Annotated in this window: 21 protein-coding genes and 5 pseudogenes; 13 read left to right on the top strand and 13 right to left on the bottom strand. The window is 64.8% G+C overall.

Annotated elements, in window-relative coordinates; translation table 11 throughout:
- The first annotated feature begins 68 nt into the window (after window positions 1-68).
- A complete protein-coding gene (gene ppsR / locus PQV96_RS05035) occupies window positions 69-890 on the top strand; it encodes a posphoenolpyruvate synthetase regulatory kinase/phosphorylase PpsR (RefSeq protein ID WP_044399904.1) in 822 nt (273 codons plus the stop codon).
- A 211-nt stretch (window positions 891-1,101) separates the two neighbouring features.
- Here the strand turns inward: ppsR and ahpF are convergent, their stop codons facing one another.
- Together ahpF and ahpC are read right to left on the bottom strand one after the other, a co-directional pair.
- Complete coding sequence (ahpF, locus tag PQV96_RS05030) at window positions 1,102-2,670, bottom strand: alkyl hydroperoxide reductase subunit F (RefSeq protein ID WP_273624760.1); 1,569 nt, start codon at window positions 2,668-2,670, stop codon at window positions 1,102-1,104.
- A gap of 182 nt (window positions 2,671-2,852) precedes the next feature.
- On the bottom strand, window positions 2,853-3,428 hold the full coding sequence (gene ahpC, locus PQV96_RS05025) for an alkyl hydroperoxide reductase subunit C (protein WP_273624759.1): 576 nt from the start codon (window positions 3,426-3,428) through the stop codon (window positions 2,853-2,855).
- A 253-nt stretch (window positions 3,429-3,681) separates the two neighbouring features.
- Between ahpC and bfr the strand changes: the two genes are divergently transcribed.
- The 5 genes from bfr to PQV96_RS05000 all read left to right on the top strand — a co-directional run bounded on the left by bfr (window position 3,682) and on the right by PQV96_RS05000 (window position 9,212).
- On the top strand, window positions 3,682-4,158 hold the full coding sequence (gene bfr, locus PQV96_RS05020; RefSeq protein WP_044399895.1) for a bacterioferritin: 477 nt from the start codon (window positions 3,682-3,684) through the stop codon (window positions 4,156-4,158).
- 320 nt (window positions 4,159-4,478) lie between these two features.
- Window positions 4,479-4,787: a DUF3649 domain-containing protein gene (locus PQV96_RS05015; RefSeq protein WP_198846227.1), complete on the top strand. Its 309-nt coding sequence runs from the start codon at window positions 4,479-4,481 to the stop codon at window positions 4,785-4,787.
- A 5-nt stretch (window positions 4,788-4,792) separates the two neighbouring features.
- Window positions 4,793-6,568 carry a PepSY-associated TM helix domain-containing protein gene (locus PQV96_RS05010; RefSeq protein WP_420482203.1) on the top strand — a complete coding sequence of 592 codons (1,776 nt, stop codon included), beginning with the start codon at window positions 4,793-4,795 and terminating at the stop codon, window positions 6,566-6,568.
- Window positions 6,569-6,572: 4 nt separating this feature from the next.
- Window positions 6,573-6,905, top strand: a complete 333-nt coding sequence (locus PQV96_RS05005) for a DUF3325 domain-containing protein (RefSeq protein WP_066786500.1) — start codon at window positions 6,573-6,575, stop codon at window positions 6,903-6,905.
- A 120-nt stretch (window positions 6,906-7,025) separates the two neighbouring features.
- Window positions 7,026-9,212: a TonB-dependent receptor gene (locus tag PQV96_RS05000; RefSeq protein WP_273624758.1), complete on the top strand. Its 2,187-nt coding sequence runs from the start codon at window positions 7,026-7,028 to the stop codon at window positions 9,210-9,212.
- Window positions 9,213-9,396: 184 nt separating this feature from the next.
- Here the strand turns inward: PQV96_RS05000 and PQV96_RS04995 are convergent, their stop codons facing one another.
- Together PQV96_RS04995 and PQV96_RS04990 are read right to left on the bottom strand one after the other, a co-directional pair.
- Complete coding sequence (locus tag PQV96_RS04995; protein WP_207374206.1) at window positions 9,397-9,999, bottom strand: hypothetical protein; 603 nt, start codon at window positions 9,997-9,999, stop codon at window positions 9,397-9,399.
- A gap of 51 nt (window positions 10,000-10,050) precedes the next feature.
- A complete protein-coding gene (locus PQV96_RS04990; protein ID WP_273624757.1) occupies window positions 10,051-11,676 on the bottom strand; it encodes a methyl-accepting chemotaxis protein in 1,626 nt (541 codons plus the stop codon).
- Between the two features lie 370 nt (window positions 11,677-12,046).
- On the opposite strand from PQV96_RS04990, the gene PQV96_RS04985 reads away from it, so the two are divergent.
- From PQV96_RS04985 to PQV96_RS04970, 4 genes are all read left to right on the top strand, one after another.
- The gene (locus PQV96_RS04985) at window positions 12,047-13,249 is read left to right on the top strand and encodes a PepSY-associated TM helix domain-containing protein (protein WP_207374207.1); all 1,203 of its coding nucleotides are present in this window, start codon (window positions 12,047-12,049) and stop codon (window positions 13,247-13,249) included.
- Entirely contained in the window at window positions 13,246-13,491 is a 246-nt protein-coding gene (locus PQV96_RS04980) for a hypothetical protein (RefSeq protein WP_207374208.1), read from the top strand. Before PQV96_RS04985 ends, PQV96_RS04980 begins: the two co-directional genes overlap by 4 nt.
- 28 nt (window positions 13,492-13,519) lie before the next feature.
- Window positions 13,520-15,769 (top strand): TonB-dependent receptor, encoded by a 2,250-nt coding sequence (locus PQV96_RS04975; RefSeq protein ID WP_207375667.1) that lies wholly within the window; start codon window positions 13,520-13,522, stop codon window positions 15,767-15,769.
- A gap of 218 nt (window positions 15,770-15,987) precedes the next feature.
- A complete protein-coding gene (locus PQV96_RS04970; protein ID WP_242638391.1) occupies window positions 15,988-16,725 on the top strand; it encodes a DUF4198 domain-containing protein in 738 nt (245 codons plus the stop codon).
- A gap of 108 nt (window positions 16,726-16,833) precedes the next feature.
- Here the strand turns inward: PQV96_RS04970 and PQV96_RS04965 are convergent, their stop codons facing one another.
- Window positions 16,834-17,175: an HPF/RaiA family ribosome-associated protein gene (locus tag PQV96_RS04965; protein ID WP_044399884.1), complete on the bottom strand. Its 342-nt coding sequence runs from the start codon at window positions 17,173-17,175 to the stop codon at window positions 16,834-16,836.
- 219 nt (window positions 17,176-17,394) lie between these two features.
- Here PQV96_RS04965 and PQV96_RS04960 point away from each other — a divergent pair, with 219 nt between their 5' ends.
- The gene (locus PQV96_RS04960) at window positions 17,395-17,601 is read left to right on the top strand and encodes a hypothetical protein (RefSeq protein WP_207374312.1); all 207 of its coding nucleotides are present in this window, start codon (window positions 17,395-17,397) and stop codon (window positions 17,599-17,601) included.
- A 46-nt stretch (window positions 17,602-17,647) separates the two neighbouring features.
- On the top strand, window positions 17,648-18,052 hold the full coding sequence (locus tag PQV96_RS04955) for a TerB family tellurite resistance protein (protein ID WP_207374313.1): 405 nt from the start codon (window positions 17,648-17,650) through the stop codon (window positions 18,050-18,052).
- Between the two features lie 16 nt (window positions 18,053-18,068).
- Here the strand turns inward: PQV96_RS04955 and PQV96_RS04950 are convergent.
- Together PQV96_RS04950 and PQV96_RS04945 are read right to left on the bottom strand one after the other, a co-directional pair.
- Window positions 18,069-18,653, bottom strand: a pseudogene (locus tag PQV96_RS04950) (LysR substrate-binding domain-containing protein); the annotation flags it as partial.
- Between the two features lie 113 nt (window positions 18,654-18,766).
- Window positions 18,767-19,078: pseudogene (locus PQV96_RS04945) on the bottom strand (LysR family transcriptional regulator); the annotation flags it as partial.
- Between the two features lie 109 nt (window positions 19,079-19,187).
- On the opposite strand from PQV96_RS04945, the gene PQV96_RS04940 reads away from it, so the two are divergent.
- Window positions 19,188-19,625 carry a hypothetical protein gene (locus PQV96_RS04940; protein ID WP_207374314.1) on the top strand — a complete coding sequence of 146 codons (438 nt, stop codon included), beginning with the start codon at window positions 19,188-19,190 and terminating at the stop codon, window positions 19,623-19,625.
- Window positions 19,626-19,650: 25 nt separating this feature from the next.
- Here PQV96_RS04940 and PQV96_RS04935 read toward each other — a convergent pair whose 3' ends face one another.
- The 6 genes and pseudogenes from PQV96_RS04935 to PQV96_RS04910 form a co-directional block, all read right to left on the bottom strand.
- Entirely contained in the window at window positions 19,651-20,145 is a 495-nt protein-coding gene (locus PQV96_RS04935; protein ID WP_207374315.1) for a hypothetical protein, read from the bottom strand.
- Between the two features lie 61 nt (window positions 20,146-20,206).
- On the bottom strand, window positions 20,207-21,643 hold the full coding sequence (locus tag PQV96_RS04930) for an NAD-dependent succinate-semialdehyde dehydrogenase (RefSeq protein ID WP_207374316.1): 1,437 nt from the start codon (window positions 21,641-21,643) through the stop codon (window positions 20,207-20,209).
- A 240-nt stretch (window positions 21,644-21,883) separates the two neighbouring features.
- Window positions 21,884-23,275: an efflux transporter outer membrane subunit gene (locus PQV96_RS04925; RefSeq protein WP_273624756.1), complete on the bottom strand. Its 1,392-nt coding sequence runs from the start codon at window positions 23,273-23,275 to the stop codon at window positions 21,884-21,886.
- A gap of 197 nt (window positions 23,276-23,472) precedes the next feature.
- Window positions 23,473-24,258, bottom strand: a pseudogene (locus PQV96_RS04920) (efflux RND transporter permease subunit); the annotation flags it as partial.
- A gap of 9 nt (window positions 24,259-24,267) precedes the next feature.
- A pseudogene (locus PQV96_RS04915) lies at window positions 24,268-24,462 on the bottom strand (efflux RND transporter permease subunit); the annotation flags it as partial.
- A gap of 17 nt (window positions 24,463-24,479) precedes the next feature.
- A pseudogene (locus PQV96_RS04910) lies at window positions 24,480-25,259 on the bottom strand (efflux RND transporter periplasmic adaptor subunit).
- Window positions 25,260-25,322 lie beyond the last annotated feature (63 nt).

The raw sequence follows: 25,322 nt of genomic DNA, 5'->3' as shown, positions 1-25,322 counted from the left end.
TGGATAATTGCGGCAATTGTAGGCCCCCGCTTCTGGCAAAGGGCTGACACTTTTAAAAAGGGCCCCCCATGCACTCGCGAACTGTATTTTTTGTGTCAGACGGCACCGGCATCACGGCGGAGACCTTCGGCAACGCCATCCTGGCCCAGTTTGAATTCAAGCCGCGCCATGTGCGCCTGCCCTTCATCGACACGGTGGACAAGGCCCACCAGGTGGTGCGCCAGATCAACCACACCGGCGAAGTGGAGGGCAAAAAGCCCATTGTCTTCACCACGCTGGTCGATATGGAAGTGCTCAAGGTGATTCAGGACGGCTGCAAGGGCATGCTGCTGGACATGTTTGGCACCTTTGTGCACCCGCTGGAAGAAGAGCTGGGCATCAAGTCGCACCACCGCGTGGGACGCTTCTCGGACGTGAGCCGCAGCAAGGAATACAACGATCGCATCGAAGCCATCAACTTCAGCCTGGCGCACGATGACGGCCAAAGCAACCGCGACCTGGCAGGGGCCGACGTGATCCTGGTGGGCGTGAGCCGCAGTGGCAAGACCCCGACCAGCCTGTACCTGGCCATGCAGTTCGGGCTGAAGGCGGCCAACTACCCCCTTATCCCCGAAGACTTTGAGCGCAAGCAGCTGCCACCCGCGCTGGTGCCCTACCAAAAGAAGATTTTTGGCCTGACCATCAGCCCCGAACGGTTGGCCGAAATCCGCAGCGAACGGCGCCCGAACTCCAAGTACGCCAGCCTGCTGAACTGCCGCGCCGAGGTGGCCGAGGCCGAGGCGATGATGCGCCGATCCGGCATCCGCTGGCTGTCCACCACCACCAAGTCGATCGAAGAGATCGCCACCACCATCCTGCAGGAAGTGCGGCCCGAACGGCTGATGTATTGAAGCCCATGCAGCCCCGCCGTGGCCGGCGGCACATTTGCTATTTCATTGATAGCACCTGGCGCTTTCCCTGATTGGCCTCCAGGGTGATTTGCTGCCAACGCAAGCAACCCCCCCAAGGTCAAAAGCCCAGGCCACTTTCGCGGCCTGGGCTTTGCTACTTTTTATATAGCTACCAGCGCTTACTGGGTGGGCGCTGGAGGCTATTTTGGCTTCAAACCGCCGAAGGTGTGCGGATCAGGTGGTCGAACGCGCTCAAGGCGGCTGTGGCACCCGCACCGGCGGCAATCACGATCTGCTTGTAAGGCACCGTGGTGCAGTCGCCGGCGGCAAACACGCCGGGCACATTGGTGTGGCCCTTGGCGTCGATCACGATTTCGCCGAACTTGGAGAGTTCGACCGTGCCCTTGAGCCATTCGGTGTTGGGCACCAGGCCGATCTGCACGAACACCCCTTCCACCGGCACCAGGTGTTCTTCGCCGGTGGCGCGATCCTTGTATTTCAGGCCGTTCACCTTGCCATCGGCACCGGTGATTTCGGTGGTCTGCGCGTTGGTGTGGATGGTGACGTTGGGCAGGCTCTTGAGCTTGTTCACCAGCACCGCGTCGGCCTTGAGTTGGTCGGCAAACTCGATGAGGGTGACGTGGGCCACCACGCCAGCCAGGTCAATGGCCGCTTCAACACCCGAATTCCCGCCGCCGATCACGGCCGTGCGCTTGCCCTTGAACAAGGGGCCGTCGCAGTGCGGGCAGTAGGCCACGCCCTTGTTCTTGTACTCGGCCTCGCCGGGCACGTTCACGTTGCGCCAGCGCGCGCCGGTGGACAGGATCACCGTCTTGGACTTGAGCGTGCCGCCGTTGGCCAGCTGCACTTCGATCAGGCCGCCGGGTTGGGCGGCAGGGATGATTTTCTCGGCGCGCTGCAGGTTCATGATGTCCACGTCGTAGGCACGGGTGTGGGCTTCGAGCGCAGCGGCAAACTTGGGGCCGTCGGTTTCGAGCACCGAGATGTAGTTCTCAATACCCAGGGTGTCGTTGACCTGGCCGCCAAAGCGCTCGGCGGCCACGCCAGTGCGAATGCCCTTGCGGGCGGCGTACACCGCAGCTGCGGCACCTGCAGGGCCACCGCCGACGATGAGCACGTCATACGCATCCTTGGCGCTGAGCTTGGCGGCTTCGCGGGCGGCAGAGCCGGTGTCGAGCTTGGCAGCGATTTCTTCCAGCGACATGCGGCCCGAGCCGAAGACCTGACCGTTGAGGAACACCATGGGCACAGCCATGATTTCGCGCTGGGTCACTTCTTCCTGGAAGGCGCCGCCTTCAATCACTGTGGTCTTGATCTTGGGGTTGAGGATGGCCATGAGCGACAACGCCTGCACCACGTCGGGGCAGTTGTGGCAGGTCAGGCTCATGTAGACCTCAAAGTTGAAGTCGCCGTCCAGCGCCTTGATCTGGTCGATCACATCCTGCTCGACCTTGGGGGGGTGGCCGCCCGTCCACAGCAGGGCCAGCACCAGCGAGGTGAACTCGTGGCCCAGCGGCAGGCCGGCAAAACGCAGGCTGTTGGTGGCGCCCACGCGCTGCAGGCTGAACGAGGGCTTGCGGGCGTCGTTGCCGTCGGTGCGCAGGGTGATCTTGTCGCTGCGCAGGGACTGGATGGTCTCCAGCAGCTCGCGCATGTCGCGGGCGGTTTCGCTGTCGTCCAGAGAAGCCACCAGTTCAAACGGCTGCTGTACGCGTTCCAGGTAGGCAGAGAGTTGCGATTTGAGTTGGTCGTCGAGCATGGTGGCTTCCTAAAAATTCGAGTTGTGGTCTTGTAGGTTTAAGGGCTTCAGGCGATTCATTCAAGCCTGATGGCCAAAATCCGGGCGAAAAAAAGCCGGACGGCATGGCGCAAGCACCGTGGCGCTGTCCGGCTTTGGGGAGCGCGCCAGTTGCGGCGCGCTCAGCCGATGCATGAAGCGGCTTAGATCTTGCCGACCAGATCCAGCGAAGGAGTCAGGGTCTTGGCGCCTTCCTTCCACTTGGCGGGGCACACTTGGCCAGGGTTGGCGGCGGTGAACTGGGCAGCCTTGAGCTTGCGCAGGGTTTCTGACACGTCGCGGGCGATTTCGTTGGAGTGCACTTCCATGGTCTTGATCACGCCATCGGGGTTGATCACGAAGGTGCCGCGCAGGGCCAGGCCTTCTTCAGGAATGTGCACGCCGAAAGCGTTGGTCAGCTGGTGGGTTGGGTCGCCCACCAGAGGGAACTTGGCCTTGCCCACGGCAGGAGATGTCTCGTGCCACACCTTGTGCGCGAAGTGGGTGTCGGTCGTCACGATATAGACCTCGGCACCGGCCTTCTGAAATTCAGCGTAGTTGTCAGCGGCGTCTTCGATTTCGGTGGGGCAGTTGAAGGTGAACGCTGCTGGCATGAAGATCAGAACAGACCACTTGCCCTTCAGGCTTTCTTCCGTCACGGTGATGAACTCACCCTTGCCGTTGCGGTTCACAAAAGCTTCGGTCTTGAAGGGCTGGACTTGCGTATTGATCAGGGACATTGCTGTTTCCTTTAGGGGTTGGTTGACAGAACAGACTGAAGTCTAGGCTTTTTGGTGCAATGCATCCAATTAATTGATTTGATTGAATCAATTGCCAATGACTATTCTATGACACGCCACCCTGGCGCCGAGGGGCACTCTACCCCTTTCCCTCGGCAGAGGGCTCCAGCGGGGCTACTCGCGCAGGGGCTTGGCTTGTCAGACACCGGGGCACACTCCACAATCGCACGTTGATAACCCACAAGGAGGCCTCATGAAAGGCGACCCACAAGTCATCGCGCACCTGCAAGCGCAACTGAAGAACGAACTCACCGCCATCAACCAGTACTTCCTGCACTACCGCATGCTCAAGCACTGGGGCTTCGACAAGCTGGCCAAGAAGGAATACGAAGAATCCATCGGCGAGATGAAGCACGCGGACTGGCTGATGGACCGCATCTTCATGCTCGACGGCCTGCCCAACCTGCAAGACCTGGGCAAGCTGCAAGTGGGCGAGGATGTGCCAGAAATCCTGGCCTGCGACCTGCGCTCGGAACAAGGCGCCCAAGCCACCATCAAAGAAGGCATGGCCCACTGCGAAAGCGTGCGCGACTATGTCTCGCGCGACCTGCTGCAAAAGATTCTGGACGACACCGAAGAGCACATCGACTTTCTGGAAACCCAGATCGACCTCATCGAAAAGGTGGGTTTGCCGAACTACCTCCAGTCCCAAATGGGGGATGCTGACTGAGGCAGTCGATACCCTCTGGGGCGCACGGCCAGCCGCCGCGCCATCGAACGGGCCTGCGGGCCCGTTTTTTTCGTCTGCACCAGGCGGCCCGCTCACTCTCCACCCGCAGCGGTCTGTTGCAACCTTGCGCCAACGCAAGCAGAACTTTACAAACAAAATAAGAATGCTTCTCAATAACTGTAGAATTCCGCGCTAGCAAGCCAGCACGAACGGGACCCCGCCGGGTGCAGCCAGCCTTTGGATCAACCCAGACTGGAGCCCCTGCCCATGCCTTGCCGCCGCCCCCTTTGCACCCACTTTCCGAGCCTCCCGGTGCAGCCATGAAAACGGCCCGAGTGGACTGGCGGTACCGCCTCACCGTCTTGTCGCGCACCCTGGCCGCCGCGTTGGGGGGCTATGCACTGACGGCAGCGTTTGCCGGGGCGTTGTCGCTGGCGCTGGCCCAGGCCATGCCCCGGGTGGATGCCGTGCTCACCGCCACCATGCTGGCATGGCTGGTGTACGCCGCCGCAGTGGCCTGGGTGTTTTATGCACGCACCAGCTGGGGCGCCTGGCTGGGCATGCTGGCACCCGCCGCCGTGATGGGCGCGATGGCCATGGCGCCGCGCTGGCTGGGGGCTGCGGCATGAGCACGATGCCCACCACTGAGAGCGCCCTGCCCGCACAGGCAAGGGCCAAGACCCCAACCAAGACCCCCAACGACCGCGAAGGCTTTCGCCAGGCCATGTCGTGGCTGCACACCTGGGCGGGGCTGGTGCTGGGCTGGCTGCTGTTTGCCATCTTCCTCACGGGCACGCTGTCGTTCTTCCGAAACGAGCTGAACCTGTGGACGCACCCCGAGCTGCACGGCTTGCCCACCACCACGGCAGGCACCGAGACCAACACCGCTGAAAAAGCCCTGGCTGCGCTGCACCGCAAAGTGCCAGACGTAACCCAGTGGATCATGCACCTGCCCGACGAGCGCGACCCGGCAGTGAATGTGCTGTGGCGCGGCAGCGGCAATGGCCGCTTTGAAACCCTGCGCATGAACCCGCAAACGGGCGAGCCAGTGGACATCCGCCAGTCCATGGGCGGCGACTTCTTCTACCGCTTTCACTTCGAGCTGCGCACCGCGCAAAAAGGCCGCTGGACGCTGGAAGGCCGCTGGGTGGTGGGCGTGGCCACGCTGCTCATGTTCATGGCCCTGCTCACCGGGGTGGTCACGCACCGGCGCATCTTCAAGGACTTCTTCACCTTCCGCCCCGGCAAGGGCGGCCAGCGGGCCTGGCTGGATGCACACAACGTCTCCGGCGTGCTGGTGCTGCCGTTTTACTTGCTGATCACCTTCAGCGGGCTGATGATCTTCCACTCGATGTACCTGCCCAGCGGCATCGCCACAGCGTATGCCGGGGCGGATGGCAAGGTGGACTCGAACACCTACTTTGCCGACCTGCAAGGCGACCAGCCCGAGCGCCGGGCCCGGCGCGAGCCAGGCGCCAAGGTCGAGCCCCTGCCGCTGATCCCTGTGGCCACCATCCTCACTGCCGCACAAAAGCACTGGGACGGCGGCCGCATCGGCTCCATCCAGGCGCGACGCGATGCCCAAGGCAAACCGGTGGTGGAAGTCACCCGCCACGAGGGCGACCGCCTGCAATACCGCCCGCCCCGCCTGCTGTTTGATGCCACCACCGCACAACCCGTGGGCGAGCTCAACCCCACCAGCGCCGCCGTCACCACCTACGGCGTGCTGTACGGGCTGCACATGGCACGCTTCGCCAGCCCCGGCCTGCGCTGGGCGTTGTTCGGTTTTGGCCTGCTGGGCTGCCTGATGATTGCCACCGGCATGGTGCTGTGGTCCGTCAAACGCAGCGCGCAGGCCCAGCGCAAGGTTGCTGCCCAGGCCACCCCAGCCCCGCAGCGACTGCCGCTGGGCGAGCGCCTGGTGGCAGGGCTGAACATTGGCACCCTGGCGGGCCTGCCGCTGGCTTGCGCGGTGTTTTTGGCGGCCAACCGGCTGCTGCCGCTGGAACTGCCCCAGCGTGCAGACACCGAGCTGGCCTGCTTCTTCGCCACCTGGGGCCTGGCCCTGGTGTGGGGCCTGCTGTGCCCCCGCCGCCTGGGCTGGACGGCAGTGTTGGGCCTGGCTGCTGCGGCATGGGCGCTGCTGCCCGTGCTCAATGCCCTGACCACATCCGCCCACCTGGGCGCCACGCTGCCTGCGGGCGACTGGACCTGGGCGGCGCTGGACCTGGCCTTCCTGGCCGCGGGCGCCGTGCTGGGTGCGGTGGCGTGGCACCTGCATCGCCGCAGCCCCGCCCCTACAACCCCTGCCAGGCGCGCGGCCCGCACCCACGCAGTGGCGCCCCAAGCCCCCACACCGGCAGCGCAGGCCGTGCCCAACGCGGCCTCGGAAATCACCGCAGGAACCTGAAGCCATGTCTGCCTTTCTGTTTTGCTTTGCAGCCTGGCTGGCCATGGCCCTGGGCATGGACAAACACCACGAAGACGCCTTGGGCCACGAGGCTTCCCCCGCGCGACTGCGCCATCTGCGCAGCGCGGGCTGGGTGATCTTGCTGGCATCGCTGTGGCTGGCCACGCGCACACCGGCCGGCGTGCCAGCCTCCCTCGGCGTCACGGCATGGGCCGTCGCCCTGTCGGTGGCTGCCGTGGCCGCCACCGCGGCCCTTACCTGGCTGCCCCAGCGCGCTGCGCCGCTGGGCGCCGCTTCGCTGGCAGCAGGGCTGCTGGCGTACGTCAGCGGCCTCTAGCCCGGCGGGCTCTCCCCCCCCAGCAAACGCTCTCTTGATGCGGCGCCGCCGTGCGCAGGCAGAGGCCTGCGCGGCTGTGCAACGCCCCTGTGTTTTTTCACTCTCGTTTCAGGAACCACCATGCATTCATCTTCCATGCCCCGCGTGCGGCACCCTGCGCCCCTGGCCCACACCCTCAGCCCCCTGGCGGCCGCCGTGTTGCTGCTGGCCTGTGGCACCGCCCTGGCCCAGGGCACGCCAGCTGACACCAGCGCCCCCAGGGCACTGGGCGAAGTCACCATCAAGGCCGCCCCGCAGGGCGACAGCTACACACCCACGGCCACCTCTACCGCCACCAAAGGCAGTGCACCCCTGCGCGATGTGCCACAGGCCGTGAACGTGGTGCCCGCCCAGTTGTTGCGCGACCAGGGCGCCCGTTCGATGGAAGACGCGCTGCGCAATGTGCCCGGTGTGGCCATGAGCCATGGCGACGGCCAGCGTGACCAGGTGGTCATTCGCGGCTTCACCGCGATTGCCGACCAGTTTGTGGATGGTGTGCGCGACGACGCGCTGTACTTCCGCGACCTGGCCGACATCGAGCGCATCGAAGTCCTCAAAGGCCCAGCGGCCGTGCTGTATGGGCGCGGATCTTCGGGCGGTCTCATCAACCGCATCACCAAGAAACCGCAGTTTGGCGAGACCTCGGGCGAAGCCTCGGTGGGCGTGGGCAGCTACGCCTGGCGCCGCGCCACGGCCGACCTGAACGTGGGCATCAGCGATACGGCGGCCTTTCGCCTCAATACCGCCGTGGAAGACTCTGACAGCTACCGCGACCAGCAGTTTGTGAAGCGCCACAACTTTGCGCCATCGCTGGCCCTCAAGCTCGCGCCGCAAACCGACCTGCTGCTGCAATACACCCACGCCCGCGACAAGCGCCTGACGGACTTCGGCATCCCGGCACTGAACGGCCGCCCGGTGAACGTGGCGGCAGGCACCTACTACGGCTCCAGCAACGCCGCGCAGGACGACACCACCACCAGCGCCATGCAGTCGTTCACCGCCACGCTCAACCATCGGTTCAACGACGACTGGTCCGTGCGCAACGTGACCCGCGTTTACGACTACGCACTTGACCGCTACAACACCCTGTCCAGCGGCACCACCGACCCGGTCACCATGACCGTGGGGCGATCACGCGCCTTCATCCTGCGCGACGAAAAGGGCGTGTTCAACCAGACCGACGTGACCTGGCGTAACCAGCTCGGCGGGCTCCAGCAAGAGTGGCTGATGGGCATGGAACTGGGCCAGCAAAAGAAACGCTCGGAATCCGTCTCGGGCGGGGCCGACCGGGTGTCCATCCTCAACCCCAGCGCCGCTGCGCCCGTGATTCCTGCGGCCAACTACAACGCCGACAACGCCATCCCCAGCCACACCACGCAAGACACCGCTGCGCTGTATTGGCAAAACCAGATCACCCTGGCCCCGCAGTGGAAGGCACTGATTGGCGCGCGGTATGACGTGTACGGGCAGGAAACGCGCTACGACCGCAAGCTCGCCACCCTCTCGCGCACCGACAAAAAATTCAGCCCCCGCGCCGGGCTGGTGTGGCAGCCCAGCGATACGGTGTCGTACTACGTGTCGTACAGCAAATCGTTCCAGCCCTCGGCCGAGGCGTTTGCCCTGGCTGCCAACATCACGGCCGCCGAGCCTGAAATCACCCAGAACAAGGAGATTGGCGTGAAGCTGGACCTGCTGGGCGGCAAGCTGAACGTGACGGGCGCCCTGTTCAACCTGGAGCGTACCAACATCAAGAACACCGACCCGGCCAACCCATCGCGCCAGATCAACGTGGGCACACAGCGCACCAACGGCTTTGAGCTGACCGCGAGCGGCCGCCTGCCTGGCCGCTGGGACGTGAGCGCGGGCTACGCCTGGCTGGACGGCCGCATGACGAAGTCGCTGGCCACCACCACCTCCACCCAGTTGCCCACCGCTGCCATCGCGGCCCAGGGCAAGGTGCCCGCGCTCACGCCTCGCAACTCCGCCTTCCTCTGGGCCATGAAGGACCTGGGCCACGGCCTGCGCGTGGGCGGCGGCGTGAACTATGTGGGCGCGCGCTTCACCTCGCTGACCAACCTGGTCACCCTGCCCGGCTACACCACGGTGGACGCGGCCCTGCAGTACACGCAGGGAAAGTGGGAGGTGGATGTGAACATCAAGAATCTGCTCAACCGCAAGTACTACGTGTCGGCGCATGGCAGCAACGACAACCTGATCCTGCCAGGCTCCCCGCGGGCTTTGCAGGTCACGCTGCGCACGTACTTCTGACGTGGCCAAGAGGCACAGGCATCTCAGTCAACCCGCCGCTTCACTGGACTTGTCGTTGCTGAATCCAGGATGCCGCTGACAGCCGGCCAAAAGCGCATCAGCAGCTACTGAAAATATCGCAATTTCCCCGACGAAAAGATTCCTGCGGTCACAGGGATCGCAGTGCTCGGGGATCGGGCCGTGCTCAGCACATGCTCCAGTTGCCGTCGTAGAGTTCAGCCCTTAGCCCCAGCTCCACGATCTGCGCAATCAAGGTGCGCACCGATTGCCTGGCCTTGTCACCTTCTGGGTCGGGGTGTTGCGCCAACTGCGCGGGGCGATGGGCACGAGTGGCTTTGCGTCCCCACACTCCGCGCCAGCGGGCCATGTTGGTGGTTTCCAGTGTCACCGCATTCAAGGCATCAATGTAGATATATCCGGTGGTCATCACCTGGCGGATACTCTCCCGCTCGGCCGCGCAAGGTGTGGTGATCTGTTCGCTTTGCAGCGCCAACATCGTCATGCCGATCAGACGATTCAATGACGAGGACGTCTGCACGGAGAGATCCACCAACCGATGCACCAGGTCATGCAGAACGGCATCCTCACCCGCTCGGTTCTCACCGAACCCGTCGACAGAAACGATGGCCAATGTGCCGGACATGGCCGTCAGCATGTGGGAAGCCAATGCGAAAAGGTTCACGATTCCCAGTGTGCCCTTGCGCTGCTCTGGGCTTTCCACCTGCGGCAAATAGTTGAATTGCCGCGTGAACAGTTCTTGGATCAGTTGTGTGGACTCATCAGTCATTGCCGACTTCCAGCGCGTGGCGGACAAATCAGGGCAGTACATCGCAGCGGCTCAGGCCGCATAGCCAAGACTGGGTCGCCGCGTGTAGCCGACCAACGAAGCGCCCGACTGCTCTTCAATCTTGAAGATCTGCACTGCCTGTATCAGCTGCTGGGCCTGCATGTCCAGACTCTGCGCGGCGGCCGCGCTTTCTTCGACCAGCGCTGCGTTCTGTTGCGTGACCTGGTCCATCTGGTTCACCGCCTGGCCGATCAGAGACACGCCGGAGCTCTGCTCAGAGATGGCAGCGCTGATCTGCCCCACAACTTCCTTCACACGCTGGATGGCGCCAACTACTTCGTCCATGGTCTGGCCTGCCTGATCCACCAGCTGGGTACCGGCAACCACCTTTTCCACGCTTTCGCTGATCAATGCCTTGATCTCCTTGGCGGCCGTGGCACTGCGTTGCGCAAGGTTACGCACCTCAGCGGCCACCACGGCAAACCCGCGCCCTTGTTCACCCGCCCGCGCGGCTTCCACGGCGGCGTTCAGCGCCAGGATGTTGGTCTGAAAGGCAATGCCATCAATCACGCCGATGATGTCGGAAATCCTGTGAGAGCTGTCGCTGATACCCCGCATGGTGTCCACCACCTGCGACACCACGTTGCCCCCCTGGGTGGCGACGGTGGTTGCGGTCATGGCCAACTGACCTGCTGCCTTGGCGTTCTCAGCGTTGTTAAGGACCGTGGTGCTGAACTGTTCCATGGTGGCGGCCGTCTGCTGCAGGGCGCTGGCCTGCTCTTCGGTACGGTGGCTCAGGTCGATATTTCCGCGTGCAATTTCGGACGTGCCCATGGCGATGGACTCCGATGCGCCGCGCACCTTGGCAACGATGTCCGCCAGGTTCTGCTGCATAGCGCTCAGAGAAGCCAGAACGCTCCCCTGGATGGCGGTGTCCGCTCCGTCCATTTTCGACAGGTCACCGTTCGCCACGCGGCGCGCGGCATCACTGAGCGCATCAGGCTCAGCCCCCAGTACACGGGACAGGCTGTGTGTGATCAGGTAGCCAGAAATCAGCGCCACCAATGCTGCCGCCAAAGCGAGGGCAACCAGGTACGTGCGCTGCGCGGCCATGTCCGACTCAGATTGCTGCACAAGCTGGCCTGATCGCTCGTCAGTGACAGCCTGGTATTCGTTGGTCTTCGCAATCAAAGTTGCCAGCAGAGGGCGGCATTTCTCGTTGATCATGGTGATGGCCTCATCCCGCTGGCCGTTCAGCGCCAGATCCACGATCTTCAACGCCACAGGGCTGTAGGCGTGTTCGATCTTGTCGATGTCGTCCACAAGCGTCTTGATGTGTGTCGGCACTTGGCCTGCTGCGGCCATCTCTTTCAACCGAGCCAACCGGTCCTGAACATCAGAATGGGCTTTGTTCACCGCGAGCTTCTCCGCCGCGCGATCTGATTCCGTGGTGGCTATCACCAGGTTACGCGCCGCAACAGCACGGCGGTTGACCGCCGACTGCACATCTTTCGCCAGATGGGCGCGGGCATTGATGCCGGCGACGTAGTCGTGGAACAGGTCCTGCTGCTTTGTCATGTCAAAGATGGCAATCCCCGCCACCAGCAGGATCAGGGTCACCATCAGGCCAAAGGCCAGACTCAGTTTTCTACGAACGGTCATGCGGTTGCGGTTCATGGCATATCACCTTGTTCATTGATGTGGATCAATTTTTTGGGTTTTTATCATGTCGGTCAATTTGTTTTTATCGATTCGCAAGAAAACATCAACACAAAACCAAATTTGCAAAATCACAACTATTGATCAGGAATCATTCTCATTTGTGAGATAAAATTTGGTTAACGCAAGCCAAAGCCCTTTCTCTCGGCTGCAGCCAGCTCCCTCCGTCATCAGATGTATTCGGGTTGCCTGGCTTGAAACACTCCCTTCTCTCTGTTCCATCCGGCGTGGCCGGCGCCTTGCGCCTGGCCCTTCAGTGCGTGCCTGCGCAGCGCTTTGAAACTCGTAGCCCTTGGGGTAGCCACTCGCTCAACAAGGTTCTCATCCCATGCTGAGCCCCACCGCCCTTCGCCGCTGGAGCTGGACCCACAAGTGGTCCAGCCTGGTGTGCACCGTCTTCATGCTGCTGCTGTGCATCACCGGCCTGCCGCTGATCTTTCACCACGAAATCGGCCACCTGCTGGGCACTGAGGTCGAGGCCCCCGCTATGCCCGCCAACACGCCGCGCGCCAGCCTCGACCAGGTGCTGGCCACCGCGCAGGCGCTGCACCCGGATCGGGTGGTGCAGTTCGCATCACACGCGGAGGACGATGACAACGTGTGGTTCGTCACCCTCACGCCCACGCCTGCGCCCACCGATGATTTCCGCTCGGTGGCGGTGGATGCACGCACAGCGCAGGTGCTGGCGCAGCCAAGGTTTGACGAGGGCTTCATGCATGTGATGTTCCGCCTGCATGTGGACCTGTTCGCAGGCCTGCCGGGCAAGCTGTTCCTGGGCTTCATGGGCTTGCTGCTGCTGGTGGCCATCGTCACCGGGGTGGTGCTGTATGCGCCCTTCATGCGCAAGCTGGCGTTTGGCGAGGTGCGGCGGGACCGCTCCACACGCGTGAAGTGGCTCGATCTGCACAACCTGCTGGGCATCGTCACGCTGGTGTGGGCGTTTGTGGTGGGCGGCACGGGCATGATCAACACGTGGGCCGACCTGCTCATCAAATACTGGCAGTACGACCAGCTGTCGGTGCTGCTCAAGCCGTATGAGGGCCAGCCCATCGTGCCCGCTGCCGAGCGCGGGCCGCTGCAGCAGGCGCTGGAGGCTGCACAGGCCCAGGCGCCGGGCACCAAGCTGTCGTTCATTGCGTTCCCGGGCACGGCGTTCTCCAGCCCACACCACAACACGTTTTTCCTGCGCGGCAATGAGCCGCTCACCTCCAGGCTGCTCAAGCCCGTGCTGGTGGATGCGCGCACGGCGCAGGTCACCGCGTCACCCGCGCTGCCGTGGTACCTGACGGCGCTACTGGTGTCGCAGCCGCTGCACTTTGGCGACTACGGCGGCATGCCGATGAAGATCCTCTGGGCGCTGCTCGACATTGCCACCATCGTGGTGCTGGGCAGTGGGCTGTACCTGTGGCTGCGCAAGGGTGTGCAGGCGGCCAGCCCTTCCGCCCACGCGGCGGACAAGTCTGCTGGCGTTTTTGCAGGCGGCGCATTGCCTGCATCGGGCGCCGCGCGCTCCACCCAGGGCGCTTTATGAACAAGCACCGCCGTTTCTGGGCCCTGTGGGGCTGGCCCATCGTGATGGGCGTGCTCTCCACCACCGGGCTGCTCACGGCCCTGGTGTCTGACACCTGGGGCGATTGGTGGTCGTGGGCAGCGCTGGGTGTGCCGGTGGCGGTGATGGGCTGGTACAGCTGGCCCCGCAGATCCCCAGCCACTGCGCACGCCGTCACATCACCCACCAATTCATCCGGCACGTCCAGCGCATCTCCACGCTGAATTTCTTGTTTCCTTGATCGCCTCCTCCATGCATTACCAACCGTCACCCTGCGCCGCCCCTGTGCTGCGCACTGCGCTGTCTGCCACCCCCATTGCACTGGCTGCGGCTGCGATGGTGCTGGCCCTGGCCACACCCGCGCTGCATGCCCAGCCCACCGCGGCTCCCGCCACGGCGGGCGAGGGCAAGGCCCTGTCCACCGTCACGGTCAACGCCAGTGCCGACGCATCGGCCCAGGGCCTGTCGCCCGCCTACCCTGGCGGCCAGGTGGCGCGTGGTGCGCGTGCGGGCATTCTGGGCACGCGCGATGCGATGGACACGCCGTTTTCGGCCATCAGCTACACCAACGAATTGATCCTGGACCGCCATGCCCGCAGCGTGGGCGATGTGCTGCAGAACGACCCCACCGTGCGCGTGGCGCGCGGCTTTGGCAATTTCCAGGAGGCGTACTTCATCCGCGGCTTCCTGCTCGATTCGGACGACACCGCCTACAACGGCCTGTACAGCCTGCTGCCACGCCAGTACATCGCCACCGAACTGTTTGAGCGCGTGGAAGTGCTGCGCGGCGCTTCGGCCTTCTTGAACGGTGCCAGCCCCGCAGGCGGCGGCATCGGCGGCAGCATCAACCTGTTGCCCAAGCGCGCACCCAACGAGCCCCTGAACCGCGTGAGCTTTGGCGTGGGCAGCGGCGGCAGCACGCAACTGGCGGCCGACATTGCCCGCCGCTTTGGGCCCGATGGCAACACCGGCGTGCGCGTCAACGCAGCCACCCACAACGGCGGCACCGCCATCAACGACGAAGACGCCAAGCTGGGCCTGCTGGCTGTGGGGCTGGACTGGCGCAGCCGCGACGTGCGCCTGTCGGGCGACATTGGCTTGCAAGACCACCAGCTCAAGCGCACCCGCACCAACGTGACGCTGGGGGCTGGCGTCACCAGCGTGCCCACGGTGCCCAACAACCAGAGCAACCACGCTCAGCCCTGGAGCTACTCGAACGAGCGCGACACCTTCGGCACCTTCCGTGGCGAATGGGACATCACGCCCGACGTGACCGCCTGGGCCGCTGCCGGTGCGCGCCGCAGCGAAGAGGCCAACTCGCTGGCCAATATCACCGTGAACAACGGCAGCACCGGCGCCGCCACCGCCTACCGCTTTGACAACACACGCGAAGACAGCGTGAACACGGGCGAGCTGGGCGTGCGCGGCAAGCTGCAGACCGGCAGCGTGGGGCACGAATGGGTGGCCACGGCATCGGTGTACGACTTTGAAAAGAAGAACGCCTACGCCATGGACTCGCGCAACACGCTGGCCACCAACCTGTATGGCCCTGTGTCCACCAACCTGCCAGCGTTCAGCGGCGCTACGCTGTACGGCGGTGACCTGGCCCACCCACTGCGCACCGGTACCACGCGGCTGACGAGCTTTGCCGTGGGCGACACGCTCACACTACTGGACAAGCGCCTGCTGCTCACCGCTGGTGTGCGCCATCAAAAAATCGATATCGGCAACTACGCTTACGGCACGGCCGCGCTGACCAGCCGCTACGAGCAAAACCGCACCAGTCCCCTGCTGGCGGCGGTGGTCAAGCTGGACAAGAGCGTGTCGCTCTACGCCAACTACGTGGAAGGCCTGAGCCAGGGCCAAACCGCACCCAGCACCGCTGCCAACCGGGGCGAGATGCTCAAGCCCTACGTCGCCAAGCAAAAGGAAGTGGGCGTGAAGTACGACGCGGGCCGCTTGGGTGGCAGCCTGGCCTTCTTCAGCACCGACAAGCCCCGGGCCTTTGTGAACAGCAGCAACCTCTTCGGCACCTACGGCAAAGACCGCCACCAGGGGCTGGAGCTGGCCGTGCAGGGCGAAGCCACCCAAGGCCTACGCCTGCTGGGCGGCCTGGCTTGGCTGGACGCCAAACAACAAGCCACCGGCTCTGCCACCACCGATGGCAAGCGCGTGATTGGCGTGCCTGAGGTGCAGGCCAACATCGGCGCCGAATGGGATGTGCCCGGCGTGCGCGGCCTGGCTGTGGACGGCCGCCTGGTGCACACCGGATCGAGCTACGCCAACGCCACCAACACCCTGAAGGTGGGCGGCTGGAACCGGCTGGACCTGGGCGTGCGCTACCTCTCCGAAGTGCAGGGCAAGCTCGTCACCCTGCGCCTGCGCATCGACAACGTGGCCGACAAGAACTACTGGGCCTCGGTGGGTGGATACCCCGGCTCGGGCTACCTGACGGTGAGCGCCCCGCGCACCGTGAGCCTGAGCGCCAGCGTGGACTTCTAAGCCTCCGAACGCTCACTGGGCGCAGGCTCTGTGCAGCCCGCTGCACAGCATGGGCTGCACCCAAAAACTTTAAGTCAAAACAGCCACCAGCGCTTATTTAGCAAGCGCAGGCAGCTATCAAAACATGAGCGTTTTCATCCCCACACGCGTGGGGCTGGACGTGCTCGCCCTGTGATTTCTGCAAACCCGTTTTAACCCACCGCAAGGAGCTGACTGCCATGAACCAACGTTTGAACACCCGCACCACAGGCCTGACCCGCAGCCTGATCACCGCCGCCCTGCTCGCCACCACCGGCCTGGCCGCACAAGCCCACCAGGTGTGGCTGGAGCACAGCGGCAGCCAGGCCAAACTGCACTTTGGTGAATACAACGATAACGTGCGCGAAACCTCGCCCGGTCGGCTCGACAAGTTCAGCGGTGTGCCCGTGCTGGAACAAACGGTGGCAGGTGCCAAGCAGCGCGTGGAAGGTCAACTCACCAAAGAAGCCTTCACCTACACCACCGCCGCGAATGCCGAGACGCTGTTCGCCGACGCTGCCTACCCGCTCATCGACCGCACCAAGGCCAACCTGCCCCCGCTGCTGTGGAAGCCCACCGCCCGCTGGGTGGCCAGCCTGGCCAAACCCGTGGCACCCACGGCTGCACTAGACCTCGTTCCCACCGGCAAGCCCGGCCAGCTGAAGGTGGTGTTCAACGGCGCCCCGCTGCCCAAGGCCAAGGTGGAACTGGTGTCCCCCTCCGGCTGGGCGCGTGAAGCCACCAGCGGCGACGACGGCACCGTCACCTTCGCCCTGCCCTGGAAGGGCCAGTACGTGGCCGAGGTCAAGCACAGCGACAAAACCCCTGGCGAGGCCCAGGGCCAGAAGTACGGCGAGGTCAGCCACCTCATCACGCTGAGCTTTGTGCAAGCAGAAGGCATGGCATCGCCCGCGCTGCCTGCGGCCCACGCCCATTGAATGAAAATGGCCGCCAGCGCTTGATAAACAAGCGCAAGCAGCTATATTTTTAATAGCACCAACTTGAATGGTGCCGCTGGCACTGACGGTAAGCCAGTGCGGCGGCGCTCACCCTTGCAGGGCCAGCGGCCGGTGGCGGCCTCTGCGCGCCACAGTGGCGCGGCGCCACACCTTCAGCACATGCCGCACCGCGCGGGCCAGGGCTTCGTCCAACGCGGTGCGCCAATCGCCTGCCACCGAAGACACCACCACCTCGCCCGCGCCATCGGTGCGCAAGGCAATCTGGCAGCGCTTGTCCAGCCCGCCGCGGGGGCCATTCACATCAGCCAACTGCACATCGGCCCTGGGCACCAGGGCATTCAATCGCCGCAGCGCAAACCGCACGCGGCGCTCCACGGTGTCACGCATCAAGGCGGCTTCGGGGTGGCGAGACTTGAAAAGTATCTGCATCAGCGTTCTCCTTGGTTGGAGCCCTCACCTTAGTGCCGGACATGCCGCCGTCACAGCAGGTTTTCTCAGAACATGGCCTCCAAAAAACCTGTGTCGCCGCCTCTAGCGACATTCAAGTCATTTCGATAAAACCAACGTAGCACTCACAAAAACCCTGCTTGGTTGCGCGGATGGGAAGCCACACATTCAAGGCTGTGTTCACCACCCAGGAGATGCTCCATGAAAACCCCTCGCACCTTGCGCCCCACGCTATTGCAGCGCCTGCGGGCCTTGTGGGACCAGGCCGTGCACAGGCTTTGGCATTGGTCTCAACGCAGCACCACCACACGGGCGCCCGTCCTGGTACCCGTGCGTGTGCGGGATGAGCGCCACCTGCCGCACCACCCACAGCGCCAAAGGCAGCGCTATCGCCCTTACGGCGACTGACCATCACCCTCAAAACCAGCCACCCACACTTGGAGGAAACCACCCCATGCGCAGCTACCCCCGCAACAGTCCCCAGGCCGCCGCACGCATCGTTGCGCTGCTGTTGATTGCCGACGGCCATGTCAGCCGCTCTGAAATGGATGCCCTGTATGGGCGCGACATTGAGCGCGAGCTGGGCTTACCACCCAGCGCATTCGGCAAGGTGCTGCACACGCTGTGCGAAGACCTGCTGATGGGCATGCGCGACCGGCGTTTGCTCACAGGCCACATCGACGATGCCACGCTGGCCGCGCTCTTGGACGAAGTGACCGATGCCGTGCTGCGCCAAAAAGTTTTGTACTTTGCCGATGCGGCCGCCACCGCAGACCAGCATGTGGCATCAGCCGAGGCGTGGGTGATGGAGGCGGCGCTGAAGCGCTGGCACATGGAAGAAGCCGCAGCCCAGGCTTGAGGCACCGGCATCTTGCCTACTGCGGCGAGCCGCCCCCGTGCGCAGCAGCCACCATCTGGCGCACCAGGGGATGGTGCTGCCCCCGGCGCGACCAGATGGCGTGCACTTCTTCATGAATGTCGGGGCTGTCACCCAGCAGGCGCAGCCCGCGCACCAGCCCCACATCCTGCGCGCCCAGCTGGCTGACGGGGAACACCCCCAGCCCACGCGCAGCAAACACCGCCAGCAGGGCACTGTCTTCAAACTCGCCCACCACCCGGGGCCGCAGGCCCAGGTCGTGAAACCACCCGTCCAAGGTCGTGCGCAACGGCGAATGCACGGTGGGCAGCAGCACCGGTAACTCCTGGAGCGACTGCGGAAACCGGTCACGCGCTGATTTTTTGACCAGCGAGGCTGGCCCATACCACTGCACCGCAGTGCGTGCCATGCGCTCGCTGGAAAGCCGCTGGTTGGGGTTGCGCGGCGCGGCCTGGCCTGCCAGCACCACGTCCAGCTGGTGCAGCGCCAGTTCGGACAGCAGCTCGTCAAACTCGCCCTCGTGGCACACCAGTCGCAATTGGGGGTGGGCCAGCACGGGCTCCAGCAGCGCATGTGCCGCCAGTTTATTGATCCGGCAGGCTTTATTCGTAAACCTTGCTCGGGCTGAGGTGTCGAAGCCCCTCGACGGGCTCAAGTTGAACGGCATCGGGACTCTGCAATAAACCGTGCCGGATCAATAGAGATGCCATCCGACAGCCCGACCGACAGCCGCGCCACCGGGCTGCTGGCCGCTTCACGCACTTCCTGGGTGATGCACTCACCCAACTGAAAGATGGCTTCTGCCCGCGCGTAGGCCGCCTGGCCCGCCTCGGTCAGCGCCACGCCGCGGCCCGAGGGCTTGAGCAGCTGGTGCCCCAGGGACTTTTCCAGCTCTCGCACCTGCGCGCTGATGGTTTGCACGGCCATCTGCAACCGGTCTGCCGCGCGGGCAAAGCCGCCTTCCTTGGCAACCATCCAGAAGTAGTACAGGTGGCGGTAGTTGAGCATGCACCCTCCGGTTCGAAAAAACCGAATACTAGGTTCGAGCCAGGCTGGTGTCTATTTCTCGTCGCCATCCCCATACTGCACGCCTGTATTTCACTAAAGGAAACGATCCATGTTCTATGCCATCAGCTGGTTTGTCTCGTTGTCGTTGCTGGCGATCTGGTCGCTGCTGTGCTGGGGCGTGCATGCATTCACCGTGTGGGCCATGTCCAGCGCCGGTGCGCTGGCAACCGGTGCGGCAGGCGCTGCATCAGTGCAGGCCGTGCTAATGCCTGCGTGGCTGCAAGGGTGGATACCGCCCGAGCTGCTGCAAACGTTGGAGAGCTGGGTCACTTTCGCAGGCCCGATGCTGCAAGGCGTGCTGGAAAGCGTGCCCGCGCTGGCGGGCGCCGTGACCGTGCTGGCCTGGGGCATCTGGGGGCTGGGGGCGATCTTCCTGCTCGCCCTGGCAGTGGGCGTGCATGTGCTGATCAGCCTGATCAAGCGCAACGGCCGCTCGTTGGAGCAAGTAGCGCAAACGGCCCGCAGCCGCATGGCGCAAGGAGGCTGAACACGCGGCTACGCCGCCAGGCTATTCAGGCGCCGGGCGGCGTAGCGGCAGGCTTGGTTTGCATGGCGCGGTGAGCCGCCAGCACCAGCAGCGCCAAGAAGGCCACGGCGCCCCACAGCATCCAGCGCAGATAGGCGGGGGGCGATACGTCCACCCGTGCCTCACTAGGCTGTGTGGCAGCAAACACGCCATTGAGCCGCGCAGCCGCCGCCTCTGCTTCAGACAGTGCGCTGCCTCCCTCGAACTCGGCCGCAAAGACCTCGCCCACCGAGGAAACCAGGTACAGCAGTATCCGGTCTGGCCCCTTGCGAACGTCTTTCACGCGCACCACCGCTTTCGGGTCGCTGCCCAGCGTGAACCGATGGGCCGTGGTGGCCGAAGACGTTTCGCGTTCGATGGCACAAGTGATCTGCACGTCTTTTCTGCATTCCACGCTATAGCCCCGCACCGGCCCCCAATAGGCGACGGCGAACGCCGCCACCAGCAAAGGGCCCAGCAGCAGAGGGATGATGTACTTCATGCGCAGGCGCTCACGGGAGCGAAGCGGGGGCAACTGCAACGTGCGGGCACAGGCAGACTCGTCACGCGTTCATGATCGAGACCAGGCGCGTGTTCAAGTGCGCCTCCACCGCCTCGGAGCCACCTTCGGAGCCATAGCCCGAATCCTTCAAGCCACCGAAGGGCAGCTCAGCCGCAGGCGCAGCCGCCTGGTTGATCCAGAGCATGCCCACTTCCAGGCGCTGGGCCAGCAGGTGGGCGTTTTTCAGCGAGGTGGTGAAGGCGTAACCGGCCAGGCCAAACGGCAGGCGGTTGGCTTCGGCAATGGCGTCTTCGATCTTCTCAAACCCGCGAATCGCGGCCACGGGGCCGAAGGGCTCTTCGTTGAAGATGCGGGCCGACAGGGGCACATCGTTGAGCACGGTGGGCTGGAAGAAGTTGCCTTCCGTACCAATGCGCTGGCCACCTGCCGCCAGCTGGGCGCCTTGCTGCACGGCGTCGGCCAGCAGGTCAGTCATGGCGGTAATGCGGCGCGGATTGGCCAGGGGGCCCATCTGCGTGCCTTCAGCCAGGCCGTCGCCTACCTTCAGGTTCTGGGCGTGGCGAGCGAAGGCCGCCACGAACTCAGGGCGAATGCTCTCGTGCACCAAAAAGCGTGTGGGCGAGATGCACACCTGCCCTGCGTTGCGGAACTTGGCACCGCTGGCCACGCGGATGGCCAGCTCGACATCAGCGTCTTCTGCCACGATGACGGGGGCGTGGCCACCCAGCTCCATCGTCACGCGCTTCATGTGCTTGCCAGCCAGGGCGGCCAGTTGCTTGCCCACGGGGGTCGAACCCGTGAAGGTGACCTTGCGGATGACTGGGTGGGGGATGAGGTAGTTGGAGATTTCGGCCGGATCTCCATAGACCAGACCCACGGTGCCAGCGGGCACGCCTGCATCGGCAAAGGCGCGGATCAGCTCAGCGGGGCTGGCAGGGGTTTCTTCAGGCGCCTTGACGAGGATGGAGCAGCCTGCGGCCAGGGCGGCAGCGAGCTTGCGCACGACTTGGTTGATGGGGAAGTTCCAGGGCGTGAAGGCGGCGACGGGGCCCACGGGGTCTTTGATGACCAGCTGCTGGGCCTTGAGGTTGCGCGAGGGCACGATGCGGCCATACACGCGCTGGGATTCGTCGGCAAACCATTCGATGATTTCTGCGGCCGACATGGTTTCGACCTTGGCCTCGGCCAGGGGCTTGCCCTGCTCTTGCACCATGATGGCGGCTATTGATTCGGCGCGTTCGCGGATCAATGCGGCCGCGCGGCGCATGGTCTTGGCGCGGTCTACGGCGGGGATGTCGCGCCAAGCTTCAAAGCCTTTTTGGGCGGCTTCCAGGGCGCGGTCCAGGTCGGCCTTGCCCGCGTGGGCCACCCGGCCAATTTCTTTGCCAGTGGCGGGGTTGTGCACGGCAATGGTCTTGCCGTCCGCAGCATCCTGCCATGTGCCTGCAATGAAAAGACGGGTGTGGGGGTAGCTCATGCAAAAACTCCTGTGGATGGAACAAAAGACGGTGGCCAGCCCCGGGCCGGGCACCCTGGTGAATCTGCTTGAACCCGAACAAGGCGTTGGGGCCCAAGCGCGCCCCACACTATAGGCGCAGCGCCAGCGGGCCGCCGTGGTTGTATGACAACCCGAGGCAAAGGTGGGGGTACTGCACCCCTGCCCTTTGCGCTCCGTCAACGGCTTGCGCCTTGCAGCGCCTGCACCTTCACCCGCTGATCAGGGTGCAGCGGCCACGCGCGGGGCCGCATCGCCCCAGTCGCCGCCCAGCGCACGGATGAGCCCCACCGTGGCGGTGTACTGGGCGGTGCGCACCTGCGGCGCCTGGCGGCGGTTGCGCAGTTCGCTGCGGCGGGCATCCAGCAACTCCAGCTGGCTGACCAGGCCATTGCGGTAGCGTGTGTCTGACAGCTGCGTGGCGCGGCGGGCGGCCGTGACGGCACGGCCTTGCGCCTCGGCCTGGCCCGCAAGCCAGCGCAGCGATGCCAATTGGTCTTCTACCTCGCGGAAGGCGGTGAGCACCTGCTCGCGGTGGCTGGCCAGGGCCTGCTCCAGGCGGGCGCTGGCACCTTGCACCTGGGCGTCGCGCTGGCCGCCATCCCACAGGGGCAGCGAGAGCAAGGCACTCACGCCCCAAGCGCGGGCCGACCACTTGAAGAGGTCGCCCAGCTCGGGCGATGCGTGGCCTGCATTGCCGGTGAGCGTGATGGCCGGGAACCAGGCCGTTTGCGCCACACCCACGCGGGCCTGGGCGGCCATCAAGGCCGCCAGCGCGGCCGACACATCGGGCCTGCGGGCGAGCACCGTGCCGGGCACGCCGGGGGGGATGACGGGCAAGGCGGCATCACCCGCAGCAGCGGGCAAGGCAAAGCTGCCGGGCACCTCGCCCACCAGCACGGCCAGCGCGTTGGTCAGCAGCGCCTGCTGGCGCTGCAGGGCCAGGGCTTCGGACTCGGTGGCGGCCACTTCGGTCTGCATCCGGGCCACGTCCAGCTCGGCCACGTCACCGGCCTGCAGGCGGCGCTGCGTCAGGCGCAGGGTGTCTTGGTAGGCAGCCAGGCTGTCACCCACAAGCTGCAGCTCGGTCTGCGCGGCACGCAGTTGCAGATAGGTTTGCGCCACATCGGCCTGCACCATCAGGCGCGTGCTTTGCAGCAGCGCGGCGCGGGCATCGGCGTCCAGCCGTGCGGCATCGCTGGTTTGCGAAAGTTTGCCAAACAGGTCCAGCTCATAAGACACATTGAGCCCGGCCGTGCCCAGCGTGGCAGGGGTGGCGCTGCCGGTGGTGGCGGCACCGGCCTGGCGCGTTACGCCCGCCGATGCGCCCACCTGCACCGAGCGCGCAGCGTCGGCCGAGCGCAGCAGCGAGCGGGCTTCGGCCAGGCGGCCAGCGGCTTGCTGGATGCTGGTGTTGGCGTTGCCCGCGCGTTGCACCAGGTCGGCCAATGTGGCGTCCTGGAATCCGAGCCACCACTCGCCGCGTGGCTGGGCCTCTGCAGGCGGGGCCACCGTCCAGGGGGCGGGCGGCACGGCTGCTTGCTGGCTGCCTGCGCTGAAAGCGTCGGGCACCGGCACACCGGCATGCGGCGCGGGCACCACGGGCTGCGTCATGCAGCCTGCCAGCACCAGCGCAGCGGCCAGGGGGGCCAGCAGGCTGCGCCTGCGGGCGGCGGGGCCTGCACGGCCCCCAGGGGGTTTGTGTTGTCTGTCATGTTGAATCTCCTGCCGGGCCCACGGCCCTGCGTTGGCGGGGCCGTGGGCGGCTTAAGGCGCTGGGCCGGGGCCCATTGCAAGTAGCTCAAAAGCGTTCAGGCACCTTCATGCGGGTGGCGTGGCGCAGCCAGCACGGGGTGTGCGGCACTGCCTGCAGCGTGCGGTGCATGCGGGGCGTGCGAAATGGGCGCCACATGCGCGCCGTGCTCCACCAGCGGGCGGTTGCCTGCGAGCTTGCGCAGCAGCACGTAGAACACGGGCGTGAGGAACAGGCCAAAGGCCGTCACCCCAATCATCCCGGCGAACACGGCCACACCCATGGCGCTGCGCATTTCTGCGCCCGCACCGGTGGACAGCACCAGGGGCAGCACACCCATCACGAACGCCAGCGAGGTCCTCAAGATGGGGCGCAGGCGCAGGCGGCTGGCCTCAATGGCCGCCTGCACTGGCGTGCGGCCCGCAAACTCCAGCTCGCGCGCAAATTGCACGATCAGGATTGCGTTCTTGGCCGATAGCCCCACCAGCACGATGAGCCCGATCTGCGTGAACACGTTGTTGTCGCCCTTGGTAAGCCACACACCCGTCATCGGCGCCAGAATGCCCATGGGCACGATCAGGATGATGGCAATGGGCAGCGTGAGGCTTTCGTACTATGCGGCCAGCACCAGGAACACCAGCAAGATGGCCAGCGGGAACACCAGCACCGCAGAGTTACTCGCCAGGATTTCCTGGTAGGTCAGCTCGGTCCATTCAAACGTGATGCCCTGGGGTAGCGTCTCTGCCGCAATGCGCTCGATAGCCGCCTGGGCCTGGCCCGACGAGAAGCCGGGCACGGGGCCTCCGTTCACGTCGGCGGCCAGGTAGCCGTTGTAGCGCATGCCTTCCACACCGTTGATGGATTCCTCCAGCGGGGTGGCTACGGTCTCGGCATTCACCTTGGGGTTGGCACCGGGGTACTGTGCACGAACCACCACAGACGGCGGCGCGACCTCGGGGTACTCAGAGATGGGCAGACCGCGCAATGCGATCAGGCCCGCCGGAAAGATGAGCACCGACAGCACCCCGGCGAAGATGGGGCGGTCAATGAAAAAACGGGACAGGTTCAGACAAAAATTCCTAGTTCCTCACGCCACTCAGACGGCGGGCGACTTGCTGGCACCTTGGGATTGCTTGCGCTCACCGGGCACCTCCGCCTTGGCCGCCATGGGCACGGCTTGCGGGGCCAGCACCACACCTGGGCGCCCAGCGTGACCTCGCGGTACTCGGCCTTGTTGCCTTCGGCCACCACCATCACAAACTTCTTGCTCTGGTCGGTGCCCACGGCACGCTCATTGATGAGCACAGCCTGGGTGTTGCGTGCCTGGCCCATGCGAATACGCGCAAGCTGGCCGGGGATGAGTGCGCCGTCGGCGTTGTCAAACACCGCACGCACGCGCACGGTGCCGCTCTTGGCGTCCACCTGGTTGTCAATCAGTTGCAGATGGCCGGTGTGGGGCTTGCCGCCGCTGTTGCCTGTACCCATCTGCACGGGAATGCACGCGAGCAACTGGCGCGCACTTTGCCCCTTGGCGCCGCTGCCCAGGTCTTGCAGGGCCTTCACCACGATCTGCTCGTCGGTGTCAAAGCTCGCATAGATGGGGCTGACAGAAACCAGCGACGTCAACACTGGCGCGCCCGCACCGGCAGACACCAGGTTGCCCACCGTGACTTCGATGCGGCCCACGCGGCCCGCCACCGGCGCGCGCACCTGGGTGTACGACACCCGGGCCTGCGCGGCGGCCACCTGGGCTTCGGCGCGGTCCACCTCAGCGGCTTAGGGGGCAGGGTCCACAGTCACCAGCAAGTCACCCTGCTTGACGAGGGCGCTTTCCTTGAAGTGCACAGCCTGCAGTGCACCTGCAACGCGGGGGCGCACCTCTACGCACTGCACGGCCTCCAGGCGGCC

The organism is Acidovorax temperans, from assembly GCF_028596105.1.
Taxonomy (GTDB): Bacteria; Pseudomonadota; Gammaproteobacteria; order Burkholderiales; family Burkholderiaceae_C; genus Acidovorax; species Acidovorax temperans.
The sequence above is the reverse complement of the archived record's forward strand: the minus strand, read 5'-3'. Positions and strand labels throughout refer to the sequence as shown.